The following is a 15,887-nucleotide window of genomic DNA, read 5'->3' on the forward strand; positions in this document are numbered from 1 at the left end:
GCGGTTCAGTCGAGGCCGACCTTGAGGAACTGCGAGATCCGGCCGTTGACGGCCGGGTTGGCGAGGATCTTGCGGTGGCCCTGCCCGGTGGTGGCCATGAGCTCGGCGCCGGGCCAGGAGGCGGCGAGCGCCTCGCCGTGGCGGAACGGGTTGGGCCGGTCGCCGCGGTCGTGGACGACGAGCGCCGGGCCCTCGACCTCGATGCCGTACAGCGAGAAGTCGTCGAGCCTGATGCCGGCCTTGGCCTCGCCGAGGGGCACGAGGCGCTTGAGGATGCGCGGACCCACGGGGACGATCGCGCCGATGGTGTCGGAGAAGCCCTCGACGCCGCCGATGAACGGGGCGAGGATGACCAGGCGCAGCTCGGCGAGGTCGACGCCGTTGAGCGTCAGGCCGTGGAGGGCGCTGATGCAGCCCATCGAGTGGGCGACGACCCCGTGGGGGGTGCCGAACTTCTCGGCGACGACCGACATGGCCTCGATGAGGTGCAGGCCGTTGGAGTGCCGGTCGCCCCAGGGGCCGGGGCCGGAGTTGCCGTGGCTCGGGGAGTCGAAGGCCACCACGCGGAAGCCGGAGGCGACGAGGTTCGCCGCGATGTAGCGGAAGTCGCCGGTGGAGCCGCCCCAGCCGTGCACGAGGTAGACGAGCGGGGCATCGCCGGGGGTGTCGGGGGCCCAGTCGAAGCCCCAGACGGTGGTGCCGAGGCATTCGAGCTCGAAGACCGCGGCACCGGCGGGGGCCTCGCCGCGCAGGCGCTTCTCGGGGCCGCCGGGGAGGCGGAACCACAGTTCGCACAGGATCTTCGCGGCCGGACCGGGCGCGAGGTGCTCGGCGGCGGCGAAGCCGGTCCGCACGAACCAAGGGGCACGAACGGTCGTGCTTTTCTTGCGCGAGACGGGTGCCTGGGAGTTGGCGGCCATGGGTGTGCCTTCCTGGTCAGACTCGTCGGGTGCCGACGGAGTGACTGTCGATCAGCCGGTGGAACGCCGCCCAAGCGCGGTCGGCGGCGTCGGGATAGGAGAGGATGCGGCTCATCCAGTTGTAGGAGAGCAGGATGCCGAAGACCTCCTGCGCGACCTGGAAGACGTCGGTGTCTTCGTCGAGCTCGCCCTCGGCGACCGCCGTGGCGGCGATCCGCGCGAGGGAGTCGAGCAGCCGGCGCTGCTCGGTGACCATGTAGTCGTGCAGGGGGCCCGGCAGGTCGTCGAACTCGGTGGCGGCGGCCAGGAACAGGCAGCCCCCCGGGTGCGCGTACCAGGCCATCCAGTGCTCGACCAGGGACCGCAGCCGCGTGACGCCTCGCGGCGCGGCCAGGGCCGGCCGGAAGACCTCCTCGATGAACTGCTCGGAATTGCGTCCCATGCAGGCGAGTTGGAGGGCTTCCTTGGACTTGAAGTGCGCGTACAGCCCCGACTTCGACATGTCGGCGGCGGCGGCGAGCGACCCGATGGTCAGCCCCGACAGCCCCGAGTAGCGGGCCATGCGGACCGCGCGGTCGAGGATCGCCTGTCTGGTGAGTTCGCCTTTGCGCACCTCTTCAAAATAGCACGGTCGTGCTTGAAACTGAAGGGGCCCGGCCTCAGACCTCGCACTCGTCCTCGCCGCCGCTGTAGGAGAACGTCACGGCGACCGTCTCCGCGAGCGCCACGACCTCGCCCGGGGCGGGGTCCTGCTCGATCACCTCGCAGTCGTCGTGCGAGAGGTCGAAGACCGAGCGCCACTCCCCCGACTGCTCGACCCCCGAGAAGCCCGCGTCGGCGACCGCCTCGTGGGCCTCGGCGGTCGACAGGCCGACAAGTTCGGGCACCGCCGCGGTCGGCGCGCTCTCGGTCGTCGGCGCCGCCTCGGTGGTCGGCTCCGACTTCGTGGGGTCGGCGGGGGCCTCCTCGGAGACCTCCGGGCTCGGCGTGCCCGAGCTCTCCTCGGCCCCGCCCGAGCCGCCGGGCGACTCCGGCGAGTCGACGGCGCCGCTCGTGGCCGGACCCGCGGCCGGGCCTGTCACGGCCGCGCCTGAGCCAGCGGTGGGGGCCTCGTGGTCGCCCAGGCGGCTCCCGAAGGCCGCCACCGCCGCCACGAGCACCAGCAGGGCCGCCAGGACCGCGAGCGGGCGCACGAGGCGCCTGCGCGGTGCCTCCGGCCCCTCCTCGTCCACCAGCGGCATCTCACGGGTCGCGGCGGGCGCCTGGACGTCCAGGAGCGGGTCGGGGACGGCGGCGACCACCGGGTCCACCGGCAGCCGCGACCGCAGGGTCGCCAGCGCCAGGGGGGTGCGGGAGGCGCCGCCGGCGACGAGGACGCCTGCGAGCGTCTGCGGGGCGACGCCCGCTTCGGCCATGGCCTCCTCGACGAGGTCGACCGACTCCTCCACGAGTTCGCGGATGCGCGATTCGAGCTCCTCGCGGGTCAGCGAGAGTTTGAGGTCGGCCACCGGGACGGTGATGACGGTGAAGTCGCGCTCGGAGAGCTGCTCGCGGGCCGTGGCGATCTTCGACAGCAGCGTGGCCCGCAGGCGTCGGTCGGCCTCGCCGGAGCCGACGATGCGGTCCCAGAACCGGCGGTCGGCGTCGCGGTGGCGCCCGGACAGGTAGGCGAGGAGGAGCGCGTCGAACTCGGCGCCGCCGACGGCGAGGGAGCGCTCGGCGACCAGGAGGTGCGCGTCGCCGATGCGGCGCACCACGGCCGCGTGGAAGGAGGCCCTGCCGAGCCGGTAGACCGCGAGCGCGGCCCCGGGCGCGAGTTCGGCGCCGCCCGCGGCGGCGAAGCCCGCCGCGGCGGCCCCGGGGTCGATCCGCGAGGCGCCGTGCGCGTCGCCGAGGCCGCTCATGAACGGCCCGCCGTCGTCGCCGGGGCGGGGTGGACCGTGGGGACGGTATGCATAGGGGGGAGTCTATGACGTTGAACAACGGCGCTTCGACCCGTCTTGGGTTGTTTTGATGCCATTACAGAGCGCAATCGGCAGCGCCGCAACGCGAACGCGGGGCCGGGTGCCTTGCACCCGGCCCCGCGTCAGCGGATTTCCCCTGCGCCGCTTACGAGGCGCTCTTCTCTAGCTGCAACCGCTGGTGGCCCCGCAGCCCTCGCAGGCGTAGCAGGAGCCGGCCGGGCGCATCTTCGTCCCGCAGTTCATGCACAGCGGCGCGTCGGCGCTGCGCGCCTGCGCGGAGTTGAGCACGTCCAGGCGCGTGGGCTTGGACTCGATCTCCACCCGCTCGGCCACGGCCTCCTCGATGGGGGCCGAGGCGCGCAGCGCGTCGAGGTCCACTTCGGGCTGCGAGACCTTCGAGGGGTCCTCCCCGTTGAGCTCCGCGGTGCGCTCGGCGGTGGTGAGGATGCCGATCGCGGCCCGCTCCTCGTAGGGCAGGTAGTCCAGTGCCAGGCGCCGGAAGATGTAGTCCACCAGCGAGGACGCCATGCGGATGTCCGGGTCGTCGGTCATCCCGGCGGGCTCGAAGCGCATGTTCGTGAACTTCTCCACGTACTTCTCCAGCGGGACGCCGTACTGGAGCGCGATCGAGATCGACACCGACAGCGCGTCCATGACCCCCGCGAGCGTCGAGCCCTGCTTCGACATCTTGAGGAAGACCTCGCCGAGCCCGTCGTCCGGGTACGACGAGGAGGTCATGTACCCCTCCGCGCCGCCCACCGAGAACGAGATCGTCTGGCTCGGACGCTTCTTCGGCAGCTTGCGCCGCACCGGCGTGTGCGCCGAGACCGTCTCGATCGCCTGCTCCACGGCCGCCTCGACGGCCTTGTCGATCTCCTTCTTCTTGGCGGACAGGGGCTGCCCGACCTTGCAGTTGTCGCGGTAGACGGCGAGGGCCTTGATGCCGAGCTTCCAGCCCTGGAAGTAGACCTCCTCGATGTCCTCCACGGTGGCGGACTCGGGCAGGTTCACGGTCTTGCTCGTGGACCCGCTGAGGAAGGGCTGCACCGCGGCCATCATGTTGACGTGGCCCATCGGCGAAATGGACCGCTCGCCCATCGCGCAGTCGAACACCGGGTAGTGCTCCTCCTTGAGCACCGGCGCCCCGACGACGTGCCCGTGCTCGGCGATGTACTCGACGATCGCGTCACGCTCGTCCTCGCCGTAGCCGAGGGTCGCAAGGGCCCGGGGCACCGTCTGGTTGACGATCTCCATGGAGCCGCCGCCGACCATCTTCTTGAACTTCACCAGTGCCAGGTCGGGCTCGATGCCCGTGGTGTCGCAGTCCATCATGAAGGAGATGGTGTTGTGGCTGACCATGCCGTTGGCGACGTAGGTGACGTTCTCGGGGACCGAGAGGTCGTAGGTCGGCACGGTGCCGCCGTCCTCGTTGGCCTCGACCCGCTCGAAGAGATAGCGGAGTGCGAACCCGAGCCGCTCATCCCTGGTGTGGGCGTACAGCTCGGCGGCGGTTTGCCGGGAAACGCCGCCGCTCTTCCTGAGCGCGTTCACGACGCGGTTGCGGAGCGCATGGCTGACGGGGACGATGTCCTCCCACACCGCACGCGGCAGGTGGATTCGGTCGCGCCTGCCGGTCAGGTCCGACTCCTTCCAAGCCTGGAGTTCGGTCTTGCGGCCGCCGATGAACCCGATGCGCTCGGCGAAGTTGAGCGCATGGTCGAGGTTCCTGATGCGGACCACCGAGGCATCTCCGCCCCAGCCCGTAGCGGTCGTGCGGGTGGTCGTGGCGAACCCGAGGACGAGGAGCATCGTCCGGATCTCGTCTGCGAACTCCGGCGTGCAGGTGCAGACGCTCGGCACGCCGTCCTGAACGGTGCCGTCGGCCTCGAAGAGCCCCCGAAGGAACGCCTCGTACACGGACTCGGTGTTCGTCTCCAGGATCGCGGCCGGGATACGCGGCTTCCAGCCTTTGCCGTTGTGCTCCTCGTTGGGTCGGCTCTTCGCGAAGCCGGCGGCCTGCCACCAGCGCGCGAGACGCACGGACTGCAGCGTGACCTCGATGTAGCCCTCGCGCTGGCTCAGCTTCGGAGTCAGGTTGAACAGCTTTTCGCTGAGGCGGCAGAGGTGGTTGGCGACGTCGTGGTCGTCCTCTGCGACGCAGAGTCGGATGCCCTTGGCGTGCAGGCTTCCGTCGCCCATGAAGTAGCCGACGAGCTCGGAGAGCTCTTCGCTCACGTGGTCGGGGACGGTGAGTTCGCCGTCTTCGGTGTAGTAGGCCTGGTCGAGCACCGGCAGCGGGACGCGATTCGGTTCCCCCACGAGTTGGCGAAGCTGCATGGGGACGAGGTCGCCGGGCTGGATCTCGGCCAGCCGCTTCCACTCCCACTGTCCGGTCGTCTCGTCGACGACCTTGACCCGGTGGGCGAGCGTGCCCTGGATCCGGTACCCGGCCTCGGTGGTGATCCGTCGTGTCGGCTCCTCGCCGTTGACGAAGAACTTCGTGGTCTGCTTCGGCCCCTCGTCGGTGGAGACCGTCACGTCGAGGTCCTGCCACTTGCCGCCGAACGGGTCGCCGAGCGAGTCGAGCCGGGTCAGGCCGCGGTCGGTCGTGATGAGGGTGTCGCCGGTGAGGCAGCCGGTGGGCGCGAGGACGGAGGCCTGGGCGTTGCGCCAGCCGTTGACAGCTCCGATCTCGTTGCCCTTGGCCCATTCGGCTTTGGCGGCGTCCAGGATCGTCGCGTCGACGTCGCCGAAGGTGCGGACCGAAGCCGCGGCCTCCGCGTGTTTGCGCATGACCCGCTGGTGCGGTTCGGCGTTGACCTCGTACCCCGCGTAGGGGCCGACGACGCCGGCGATCTCGGCGGAGCGGCGGTAGGAGACGCCGGTCATCAGAGAGGTGATGGCGGCCGCCAGCGCCCGGCCGTCCTCGGAGTCGTACGCATGGCCCGAGGCCATGAGCAGCGCACCGAGGTTCGAGTACCCGATGCCGAGCTGCCGGAAGTCCCGCGTCGTCTGCCCGATCTTCTCGGTCGGGAAGTCCGCGAAGGAGATCGAGATCTCCATGGCGGTGATGACGAACTCCACAGTGGAAATGAATCTCTCCACATCGAATGATCCGTCATCCGCCAGGAACTTCATGAGGTTGAGACTCGCCAAGTTGCAGGAAGAGTCATTGAGAGAATGGTACTCGGAGCACGGATTAGACGCATAGATGCGATCCGTATTGGCGTTCGTGTGCCATTCGTTGATCGTGTCGTCGTACTGGATTCCAGGATCTGCGCAGGACCAGGCGGCCTCGGCCATCTTCCGGAAGACCTTGCGAGCGTCCTTTCGCGTTATCTCGTCACCGGTCTGGCGCGCGACGAGCGAATAGTCCGTCCCGTCCTCGACGGCCTTCATGAACACGTCGGACACTCGCACCGAGTTGTTCGCGTTCTGGTACTGGACCGAGTACATGTCCTCGCCGCCGAGGTCCATGTCGAATCCGGCGTCGCGCAGCGCACGGATCTTGTCCTCTTCCCGGGCCTTCGTCTGGATGAACTCCTCGATGTCGGGGTGGTCGACGTCGAGCACGACCATCTTCGCGGCCCGCCGGGTCGCGCCGCCGGACTTGATGGTTCCGGCAGAAGCGTCGGCGCCGCGCATGAAGCTGATCGGTCCGGAGGCGTTGCCGCCCGAGGAGAGCAGTTCGGCGGAGGAGCGGATCTTGGAGAGGTTGACTCCGGCGCCGGAGCCGCCCTTGAAGATCAACCCCTCTTCCTTGTACCAGTCGAGGATCGACTCCATGGTGTCGTCCACGCTGAGAATGAAGCACGCCGACACTTGCTGCGGCGCGGCGGTTCCCACGTTGAACCAGACCGGGGAGTTGAAGCTGAAGTACTGGTGGAGCAGGAGCCAGGTGAGCTCGTCGGCGAAGACCTGGGCGTCCTCGGCGGTGGCGAAGTAGCCGTTCTTCTCGCCGGCGGCGTGGTAGGCGTGCACGACGCGGTCGATGACCTGCTTGAGGCCCGTCTCGCGCTGGGGGGTGCCCAGGGCGCCGCGGAAGTACTTGGAGGTGACGATCTGGGTGGCGTTGATGCTCCAGAAGCTCGGGAACTCGACGCCGCGCTGCTCGAAGTTGATGGAGCCGTCGCGCCAGTTGGTCATGACGACGTCGCGCGACTCCCATTCGACCTCGTCGTACGGGTGGACGCCCTCGGTGGTGAAGACGCGCTGGACCTTGAGGCCCTTGGCGTCCGGAAGTCGGGTGCCGGACCTGGCCGCGGTCGCGGCGGTGCGGGTGTTCTTCGGCATGTGCTCGCCCCTGTCTCTCATGCCTGGCATTGCTCGGGAATCGGTGGGTGCGCGGCGTCAGCGGCCGCTGTTGCGGGAGGCGTGCTCCTCGCGCAGTCGCGCGATGGCCGCCTCGAAGTCCTCAAGGGACTCGAAGTCCTGATAGACGCTGGCGAAGCGCAGGTAGGCGACCTCGTCCAGCTCGCGCAGCGGCGTGAGGATGGCCAGGCCCACCTCGTGGGCCGGGACCTCCGCGACGCCTTTGGAGCGGATCTCGTCCTCGACGGCCTGGGCCAGCTTGGCGACGTCGTCGGCGTCGACCGGGCGGCCCTGGCAGGCCTTGAGGACGCCGCTGGCGACCTTGCCTCGGCTGAACGGCTCCGTGGCGCCGGAGCGCTTGACGACGGCGAGGATGGACTCCTCGACCGTGGTGAAGCGCTTCTCGCACTGCTGGCAGACCCGGCGGCGCCGGATGATCTTGCCGTCGTCGGCGTCCCGCGAGTCGACCACTCGGCTGTCGGGATGACGACAGTAAGGACATCGCATCGCTAGTCTCCTCCTAGGGCCATGGTCCGCCCGGGGTCCGACGATCCGCCGGACGCCGTGATCGGCCGCATGTCGCCGGGTCGCTGGACAGTCTGCCCGTACCCGTACCGTTCGGTGCGGAAACCCCAACACCTAGTGAGTGACGATACAACAGACCACAAGATATTGTGTCAAGGATAGCGCAGAAGGCGGCGGCGCGAACATGAAGGCGGCGGGGGCGGCCTCAGTCAACCATCCCGGGACCGACTATCGTTCACCCGTACGGGTGAAACTGCGCCGAAACACATGTCGACCAGCATCGCGACACGCCGATGTCGCACGAATGTTTGACTTGGCCGCGCACCTGAGTTACATTGTCGGAATCAGACATACCGTCCCATTTGTCTTACAGGAGCCACCTGTGGCCAGCGAGACCACTACAGCCCGACCGAAAACGCGCAAGCTGACGCGTCGGCAGCAGCAAGTCCTCGAGTACATCGAGGAGTTCATCAACAACAAGGGCTATCCGCCCAGCGTCCGGGAGATCGGCGCCGAAGTCGGGCTCGCCTCGGCCTCGTCCGTCGCCTACCAGATGAAGCAGCTCGAAAGGAAGGGCTACCTCAACCGCCTGGCCGGCCGGCCGCGCGCGGTCGGGGTGCGCCAGCCGACGCCCGGGGGCGTCCAGACCTGCTCCCAGCACCCCCGTCCGCGCTACGTCCCGATGGTCGGCGAGATCGCCGCGGGGCAGCCGATCCTGGCCGAGGAGCGCGACTACGACGTCATGCCCCTGCCGGCCGAGTTCGTCGGCGAGGGCGTGCACTTCCTCCTGCGCGTCAAGGGCGACTCGATGGTCGACGCGGCCATCACCGACGGCGACTGGGTCGTCGTGCGCCAGCAGCCCGACGCGCTCAACGGCGAGATCGTCGCCGCCATGATCGACGGCGAGGCGACCGTGAAGACCTGGAAGCGCAAGAACGGCAAGCCGTGGCTGCTTCCGGCGAACTCCCTGTACGACCCGATCGACGCCTCCGAGGCGGAGATCCTCGGCCGCATCGTGGCCGTCCTCCGGAAGATCTGAATCTCGGGCTGTTCAACCCGGTAACTGCATTCGCGGGCGGTCCAGCCTCAGCGGCCTCGGCCGCGGGCGGGGCCGCCCTCGGGGGGTCCCCAGTAGCCTTCGTCGGCGTCGCGGGACCGGTCGTTGCCGTAGACCGAGCCCTGGGCCGCTCCCCCGCCGCCGTACACCGATCCCCCCGCGGGGGCCGCGGGCTGGGCGGGCCTGGCGCCGTAGACGTTCCCCGAAGGCTCGGGGCGCGCGGCGAAGGACTGGCCGGGGCCGGCGTTGTCGTAGACGGAGCCGTGGCCGCCGCCTTCGAACGCGCCGTACTGCGGTTCCTCGCGAGCGGCGCCGTACACCGGGCCGGGCTGGTGCGGGGCAGGACGGGGCGCGCCCCCGTAGACGTTCCCCGCGGGCTCCGGGCGGGGCGAGCCGTACACGCCGCCCTCGCCTCCGGAAGAGCGCGAACCGCCGCCGTAGACGTTCCCCGAGGGTTCGGAGCGCGGCGCGCCGTAGACCCCGCCGCGGGCCACCTGGCCGAGGTCGGCGTCGGGCTGGCCGGCGTCGAGGCCGAGGTCCACGGGGTCGTCGTAGGCCTCCTCCTTGCCGAAGACCGACTCCTCCGCAGCGAAGCCCGCCTCGGCGTCGTCGTCCTCGCCGCCCGCGGCCTTCTTGTACTTGCGGATCACGACGATGCCGATGACCATCACCAGGAGGCCGAGGATCGCGATGGCCGCCAGGATCTTCACGATGGTGTCGAAGCCGAGGTCGAGGATGCGGTCGAGCAGGCTCGGCCCCTCCTTCTCGGCGGCGGCCTCCTTCTCGTCCTCCGAGGCGGCGGGCTCCTCGGCCGCCGCTGCCGCCGGGGTGTAGCCGGTGATCGCGGCCGGAGCGGCGTCGTCGCCGGTCTGTGCGACGGTGACGAAGTTCCCCTCGGCGTCGTAGGCGATGTCGCCGCCGCCGTCGTCGAGCGGGGTCTCGCGGGGGGCGCCGTCGGTCATCGAGGCGATGACGTCGCCGTCGGCGACGTCCCATTCGAAGGCGGTCTCGTCGGTGCGCAGGGCGACCTTGCTCGCGTCGGCGTTGAGGGCCGCGCCGGTGACCGCTCCCGCGCCCTCGGGCAGCGCGACGGTGCCCGCGAGTTCGAGCGGGGTGTCGTACTCCTCGCCGAGCCCGTTCGAGGAGTACAGGGGCGCCTCGCCGGAGACGGAGGGGATGAACACCGGCGTGCGGTCCGGCAGCAGGAAGAACGCCTCGGCGTGCTTCGGGCCGTCGGGGTAGACGTACCGGGTCATGTCGAAGTTACCGGCGTCCGAAGTGGACACCTGGGTCATCGAGATGTCCGAGCGCTCGCCGTTCGGGTCGCCGATGTCGGCGATCCACAGGAAGCCCTTCTCGGCCTCCAGGGACATGTCCTGCGGGTCGCGCGGCTGCCACTCGACGGCGAGGCTGCCCGCCTCGGTGTCGTGCACCGTGCAGTCGGCGCCGACCTGGCGGATCGTCATCATGCCGTCGGTCTGGCCGTTGCCGTCGGGGAGCACCCACCAGCCCTCGCCGTCCGCGGTCGGCACGATCGCCGTCGCGTCGGCGACGCGCGAGTCGTGGACGGGGCATAGCACCTCTCCGCCGCCCGACTCGTCGTCCTGGGCGTAAACGGGGGGCGCGGCCGTGACCAGGATTGCGGCACCAGCCGCCCCGGCGACGAGCCGCGCAGGCAGGGCCACTCGGCCCACACGGCGCTCTCGCATCACGCAAGTGTTCCAGAACACGCCCGGTCAGCGGCGGGGCCCCCATGAGACATGTTCGGGACCACGGCGTTTCAATCCGTTTCCAGGACGAACGCTCGCAATTCACCGGCCAGCGAGTCGTCCACGCGGGCCGTGATGACCGTGCCGTCGCCGCGGTGCTCCGTCGAGAGCACCTCGCCACGAGATCGCATGCGCGACACCAGGTCTCCGCGAACGTACGGGATGCAGACCGTCAGCGTCGTGTCCGGCTGCGGCAGCGCGCCCTCGATCGCGGCCCGGAGCTTGTCGATGCCCTCGCCCGAATGCGCGGACACGAACACCGCGTCCGGCCAGTCCGAGCGCAGCTGGAGCAGCCCGTCCGGGTCGACCAGGTCGAGCTTGTTGACCACCACCAGCTCGGGGATGTCCTCCGCGCCGACCTCGGCGAGCACCTCGCGCACCGCCTCGGCCTGGCCGAGCGGGTCGGCGTGCGAGCCGTCGATCACGTGGACGATGAGATCGGCCTCGGCGACCTCCTCCAGCGTCGACCGGAACGCCTCCACGAGCTGGTGCGGCAGGTGCCGGACGAACCCGACCGTGTCGGTCACCGTGTACTCCCGGCCCTCCGCGGTGCGGGAGCGCCGCGTCGAGGTGTCGAGGGTCGCGAACAGGGCGTCCTGCACGAGGATGCCCGCGCCGGTGAGGGCGTTGAGCAGGCTCGACTTGCCCGCGTTCGTGTACCCGGCGATCGCCACGCCCGGCACCCGGTTGCGCGAGCGCGAGTCGCGCTTCGTCTCGCGGGTGACCGTGAGCTTCGCGAGCTCCCGGCGGAGCTTCGCGACCTTCGCCCGGATGCGGCGCCGGTCGGTCTCCAGCTTCGTCTCGCCGGGACCGCGCAGGCCCACGCCGCCGTTCGAGCCGCCCTGGCGGCTCATGGCGTCGCCCCAGCCGCGCAGGCGCGGCAGCAGGTACTGGAGCTGCGCCAACTCGACCTGGGCCTTGCCCTCGGCGCTCTTGGCGTGCTGGGCGAAGATGTCGAGGATCAGCGCCGTCCGGTCGATCACCTTGACGTTGATCGCCTTCTCCAACGCGATCAGCTGGCCCGGGGAGAGCTCGCCGTCGGCGATGACCGTGTCGGCCCCGAGGGCCTCGACGGTGTCCTTGACCTCCTGGACCTTGCCGGAACCGATGAAGGTCCCCGCGTCGGGCTTGGAGCGGCGCTGGATCAGGCCGTCGACGACCTCGGAACCGGCCGTCTCGGCCAGCTGGGCGAGCTCGTCCAGGGAGTTCTCGGCGTCCTCGATCGTGCCCTCGGTCCACACGCCGACCAGGACGACGCGCTCCAGGCGCAGTCGCCGGTACTCGGCGTCGTTGACGTCTTCGAGTTCGGTGGAGGCGACGCCGGCCACGCGCCGCAGCGCCTGTCGGGCCTCCAGGTCCAGGTCCCCCGTCGAGGGGGCCGCGGTGGTCGGGAAGTCTTCGTGCAAGTTCATGTCCTCTTCGCGCATCACCACAAGCTTGACACGCGGTGGTGACAACGGCGAACGAATATGGCGCCCGCCCCGCCCGGGCGGCAGTGGCGGAGCCGATTCCCACCACCCGGGATGGTCGGGGGCGGGTGGCGCGGTGGCATCATTCAAGGCATCCGGCTTGGCGCGTTTTCCGAGCGTCGCCGAGGCGGTGTCCACGACGAAGTGCACACCTAAGGAGCGGCATGACTACAGCCCGTCTTCCCAGCGCCGGGTTCTCGATCACCGTGCGACTGGCCCTCTCGGCCGACCCGGGGGCGGCGGGACGGCTCGCCACGGTGGTCGGTCAGGCCGGGGCCATCGTCACCGCGCTCGACGTGGTCGGCTCCGACAACCGCCGCATGACCGTCGACCTCACCTGCGACACCTCCGACGCCGCGCACGCCGAGCAGGTCACGCACATCCTCGAGGCGATGCCCGACTTCGACGTCAAGAAGGTCTCCGACCGGACCTTCCTCATGCACCTGGGCGGCAAGATCGAGGTCAGCCCCAAGGTGCCGCTGCGCAACCGCGACGACCTGTCGATGGCGTACACGCCCGGCGTGGCTCGGGTGTGCATGGCGATCGCCGAGAACCCCGACGACGCGCGGCGCCTTACGATCAAGCGCAACACCGTCGCGGTCGTCACCGACGGCTCGGCCGTGCTCGGCCTGGGCAACATCGGGCCCGCCGCCGCGATGCCGGTCATGGAGGGCAAGGCGGCCCTGTTCAAGAAGTTCGGCGACGTCGACGCGTGGCCGGTGTGCCTGGACACGCAGGACACCGACGAGATCGTCAACATCGTGGCCGCGCTCGCCCCCACGTACGGCGGCATCAACCTGGAGGACATCGCCGCGCCGCGCTGCTTCGAGATCGAGGCGCGGCTGCGCGAGCGGCTCGACATCCCCGTGTTCCACGACGACCAGCACGGCACCGCGATCGTGGTGCTCGCGGCGCTCACCAACGCCCTGCGCGTGGTCGGCAAGGAGTTCGCCGACGTGCGCGCGACCGTGGTCGGCTGCGGCGCCGCCGGGACGGCGATCATGCGGCTGCTGGAGAAGGCCGGGATCGGCGACATCATCCCCGTGGACCGCGACGGGGCGCTGCATTCGGCGATGGAGTGCGAGAACGAGACGTGGCGGTGGCTCGGGAGCCACTTCAACAAGGAGGACTACTCCGGGGACCTCTCCGGGGCGGTCGAGGGCTCGGACGTGTTCATCGGCGTGAGCGCGCCGAACATCCTCAAGGGCTCCGACGTGGCGAAGATGGCGAAGGACCCGATCGTGTTCGCGCTGGCGAACCCGGACCCGGAGATCAGCCCGACCGAGGCGGCGCGGTACGCGGCGATCGTGGCGACCGGGCGGTCGGACCAGCCGAACCAGATCAACAACGTGCTCGCCTTCCCGGGCGTGTTCCGAGGGCTCCTCGACGCGCAGGCGCGGGACTGGAACGACGACGCGGCGGTCGCGGCGGCGATGGCGATCGCCGACTGCGTCGGCTCCGAGAAGGTGAACGCGACCTACATCGTGCCGAGCGTCTTCGACCCGAACGTGGCTCCGGCGGTCGCGGCGGCGGTCAAGCGCGTCATGCGGTAGCGACGTGCTGCGGTAAGCGATGCGTCTTGGTACGTGACTCGACTCGTCAAGCGACGTGACACGGTTCATGCCCCGGAGGCCGGCGGTCTCCGGGGCGTTCTGTCGTACCCGTCGGCGAAGGTTGGGCCACGTTCCCCGGGTGGGTGGGGGTTGGGGACGGCCTTATCCACCTTCAGCACTGTGTGCGCGTTCCGTGTTCAGGCGGCCTTCTTCAGGCGGCCTTCGAACTACGGCGTTCCTTGGGCGGAAATCCTCGATGGGCGCTCGCGTCGACCGCTCAGAATCGGAAGGTGCCCTCGGCGACGATCACGGCCGGGCCCGCCAGGTAGACCGTCTCGTCGGTCACCGTCACCGTGAGGGTGCCGCCGGGGAGGTCGACGCGGCAGGTGCCGGTGTCCTGGCCCGCGTGGCGCAGGGCGACGGCCGCGACGGCGCACGCGCCGGTGCCGCAGGAGGCCGTCTCGCCGACGCCGCGTTCGTGGACGCGCATCCGCACATGCGGCGCGGCGCCAACCGAGAACTCCACGTTCACGCCGTCGGGGAACACGGCCTCGTCGTAGCGCGGCTGGTGGAACAGCTCCAGGGCCTCCAGTTCGGCCTCGTCGCCCAGGTGGCACACCAGGTGCGGGTTCCCCATCGAAACGGCCTGTCCGGGCCACGTGAAGCCCTCAACGGACGCCTGCGAGGGCGGCCCGAACACCGCCGGGCCCATGTCGACCCGCAGGCCGTCGTCCTCGACCACGACGTTCTTGACTCCGGCGCGCGTGGCGACGGCGACCTCCGGGCCGGTCGCCAGGCCGCGCTCCAGGAGGTAGCGCACGAAGACGCGCACGCCGTTGCCGCACATCTCCGCGATCGAGCCGTCGGCGTTGCGGTAGTCCATGAACCACTCCGCGGCCGGGTCGTCGGAGGGCGCGACGCGCAGCAGCCCGTCGCCGCCGATGCCGAACCGGCGGTCGCACAGCGCCGCCACCTGGGCGTCCTTCAGCGGGAGGGCGTCCTCCAGGTCGGGCACGATGACGAAGTCGTTGCCGGTGCCGTGGCCCTTGGCGAAGTCGATGGTGGTCACGTGGCAATTGTGCCCCACCGCTCCCGCGCTAGCCTTGTGCCGTGACTCAGACGACCGACGCCGGGCCTATCGCCGACCTGAAAGCGAAGTTCCCCAACGGGGTGTGGACCACCCGCGCGAACGCGCGGCTCCAGGACGCCCTCATCGAGGGCGCCGGACTCGGAGGCCTCCAAGCCGCCGTCGGGTGGGCCGCCCGGATGCAGGCCACCGAGGCGCCCGCGCCGTTCGCGTCCCCGCGGATGCTCCTGTTCGCCGGGGAGTACCCCGAGGGCTGGGACACCGGCGACTATGCGCCCGTCGAGGAGCAGGCCGCGGCCCTGGAGAAGGGCGAGGGGGCGCTGGCCGAGCAGGCCGCGCGCTCCGGACTCCCGGTCACCGTGGTCCGCACCGGCGCCAGCGCCGGCGCCGAGGGCCCGCTCCTGGACGACACGGAGACGGAGGCGGCGCTGCGACTGGGTCGCGAGACGGCCGACCGCGCGATCGACGAGGGCGCCGACCTGCTGCTCATCTCGGGCCTGGGCGCGGGCGCCTCGACCGCTTCGGTCGGCGTCTGCTCGTTCATCGCCAAGGAGGACATCACGTCCTACCTGCCGCAGCTGCACGCCCCGGGCGGGGCGGTCTTCGACGCCGCGTGGATGGGCCGCATCTCGGCGCTGCGCGACCATGTCGCGTTCAACCGCGGTTTCAAGCGCGGTCCTGAGGCGATCGTGTCGCGTCTCGGCGGCGCCGCGATCGGTGCGATGGCCGCGGCGATCTTCACGGCCGCGACTCGTTCCACCGCGATGCTCATCGACGGTCCGGCTTCGATGGCCGCCATGATGATCGCGCGCGACTTCGGTCTGGCCGCGCCGAAGTGGTGCTATGCGCCGAACCGTTCGGCGCACCCGGTCGTCACGAAGCTCGCGAAGCAGGGCAGCCTCGCCGACGACCTGGGTTTCGGTCTCGATCTGCCGGACGCGGTCGCGCTCCCGATCGGCTGGGACCTCGTCCAGCAGGCCCTCCGGGTCTCGCAGGCGCTGCCGATGCCGGTCAAGGACGATCCCGAGCCCGCCGCGCCCGAGACTGAGGCGCCTACGGCGAAGCCTGAAGCGGCCGTGGAGGAAGCGGCTCCGGTCGAGGGGTCTTCGTCGGCCGAGGCCGACGATGCGGGCGTCGAATCGGTTGCGGCCGAGGAGAAGCCGGCCGAGGACTGATGGTGGTCCGTCGTCGCGGCGACGGACCGGCGGAGGCGTCTCGGTGCCGGGAAGGCG

General features: G+C 70.3%; 11 protein-coding genes. 3 read left to right on the forward strand and 8 right to left on the reverse strand.

The features are described from left to right. Window positions 1-5: 5 nt before the first annotated feature. The 5 genes from E9998_RS10695 to nrdR form a co-directional block, all read right to left on the reverse strand. On the reverse strand, window positions 6-920 hold the full coding sequence (locus E9998_RS10695) for an alpha/beta fold hydrolase (protein WP_136529699.1): 915 nt from the start codon (window positions 918-920) through the stop codon (window positions 6-8). A gap of 16 nt (window positions 921-936) precedes the next feature. Further along, window positions 937-1,533 (reverse strand): TetR/AcrR family transcriptional regulator, encoded by a 597-nt coding sequence (locus tag E9998_RS10700; RefSeq protein ID WP_136529700.1) that lies wholly within the window; start codon window positions 1,531-1,533, stop codon window positions 937-939. A 46-nt stretch (window positions 1,534-1,579) separates the two neighbouring features. Continuing rightward, window positions 1,580-2,824, reverse strand: a complete 1,245-nt coding sequence (locus E9998_RS10705) for an Hsp70 family protein (protein ID WP_136529701.1) — start codon at window positions 2,822-2,824, stop codon at window positions 1,580-1,582. 222 nt (window positions 2,825-3,046) lie between these two features. Beyond that, the gene (locus E9998_RS10710) at window positions 3,047-7,177 is read right to left on the reverse strand and encodes a vitamin B12-dependent ribonucleotide reductase (protein WP_136529702.1); all 4,131 of its coding nucleotides are present in this window, start codon (window positions 7,175-7,177) and stop codon (window positions 3,047-3,049) included. 57 nt (window positions 7,178-7,234) lie between these two features. Continuing rightward, on the reverse strand, window positions 7,235-7,702 hold the full coding sequence (gene nrdR, locus E9998_RS10715; RefSeq protein ID WP_136529703.1) for a transcriptional regulator NrdR: 468 nt from the start codon (window positions 7,700-7,702) through the stop codon (window positions 7,235-7,237). Between the two features lie 400 nt (window positions 7,703-8,102). On the opposite strand from nrdR, the gene lexA reads away from it, so the two are divergent. Beyond that, a complete protein-coding gene (gene lexA / locus E9998_RS10720; RefSeq protein ID WP_051704768.1) occupies window positions 8,103-8,759 on the forward strand; it encodes a transcriptional repressor LexA in 657 nt (218 codons plus the stop codon). Between the two features lie 47 nt (window positions 8,760-8,806). Here lexA and E9998_RS10725 read toward each other — a convergent pair whose 3' ends face one another. Continuing rightward, the gene (locus tag E9998_RS10725) at window positions 8,807-10,486 is read right to left on the reverse strand and encodes a hypothetical protein (RefSeq protein WP_136529705.1); all 1,680 of its coding nucleotides are present in this window, start codon (window positions 10,484-10,486) and stop codon (window positions 8,807-8,809) included. A 71-nt stretch (window positions 10,487-10,557) separates the two neighbouring features. After that, window positions 10,558-11,958: a GTPase HflX gene (gene hflX / locus E9998_RS10730; RefSeq protein ID WP_240037562.1), complete on the reverse strand. Its 1,401-nt coding sequence runs from the start codon at window positions 11,956-11,958 to the stop codon at window positions 10,558-10,560. Window positions 11,959-12,179: 221 nt separating this feature from the next. On the opposite strand from hflX, the gene E9998_RS10735 reads away from it, so the two are divergent. After that, window positions 12,180-13,568 carry an NAD-dependent malic enzyme gene (locus E9998_RS10735; protein WP_136529707.1) on the forward strand — a complete coding sequence of 463 codons (1,389 nt, stop codon included), beginning with the start codon at window positions 12,180-12,182 and terminating at the stop codon, window positions 13,566-13,568. 277 nt (window positions 13,569-13,845) lie between these two features. Here E9998_RS10735 and dapF read toward each other — a convergent pair whose 3' ends face one another. Further along, window positions 13,846-14,628, reverse strand: coding sequence for a diaminopimelate epimerase (dapF, locus tag E9998_RS10740; RefSeq protein ID WP_136529874.1), 783 nt, complete (start codon window positions 14,626-14,628; stop codon window positions 13,846-13,848). A 50-nt stretch (window positions 14,629-14,678) separates the two neighbouring features. Between dapF and E9998_RS10745 the strand changes: the two genes are divergently transcribed. Continuing rightward, window positions 14,679-15,830, forward strand: a complete 1,152-nt coding sequence (locus E9998_RS10745; RefSeq protein ID WP_136529708.1) for a nicotinate-nucleotide--dimethylbenzimidazole phosphoribosyltransferase — start codon at window positions 14,679-14,681, stop codon at window positions 15,828-15,830. The last annotated feature ends 57 nt before the right edge of the window (window positions 15,831-15,887 follow it).

Source organism: Glycomyces paridis (genome assembly GCF_004912155.1).
Lineage (GTDB): Bacteria > Actinomycetota > Actinomycetes > Mycobacteriales > Micromonosporaceae > Glycomyces > Glycomyces paridis.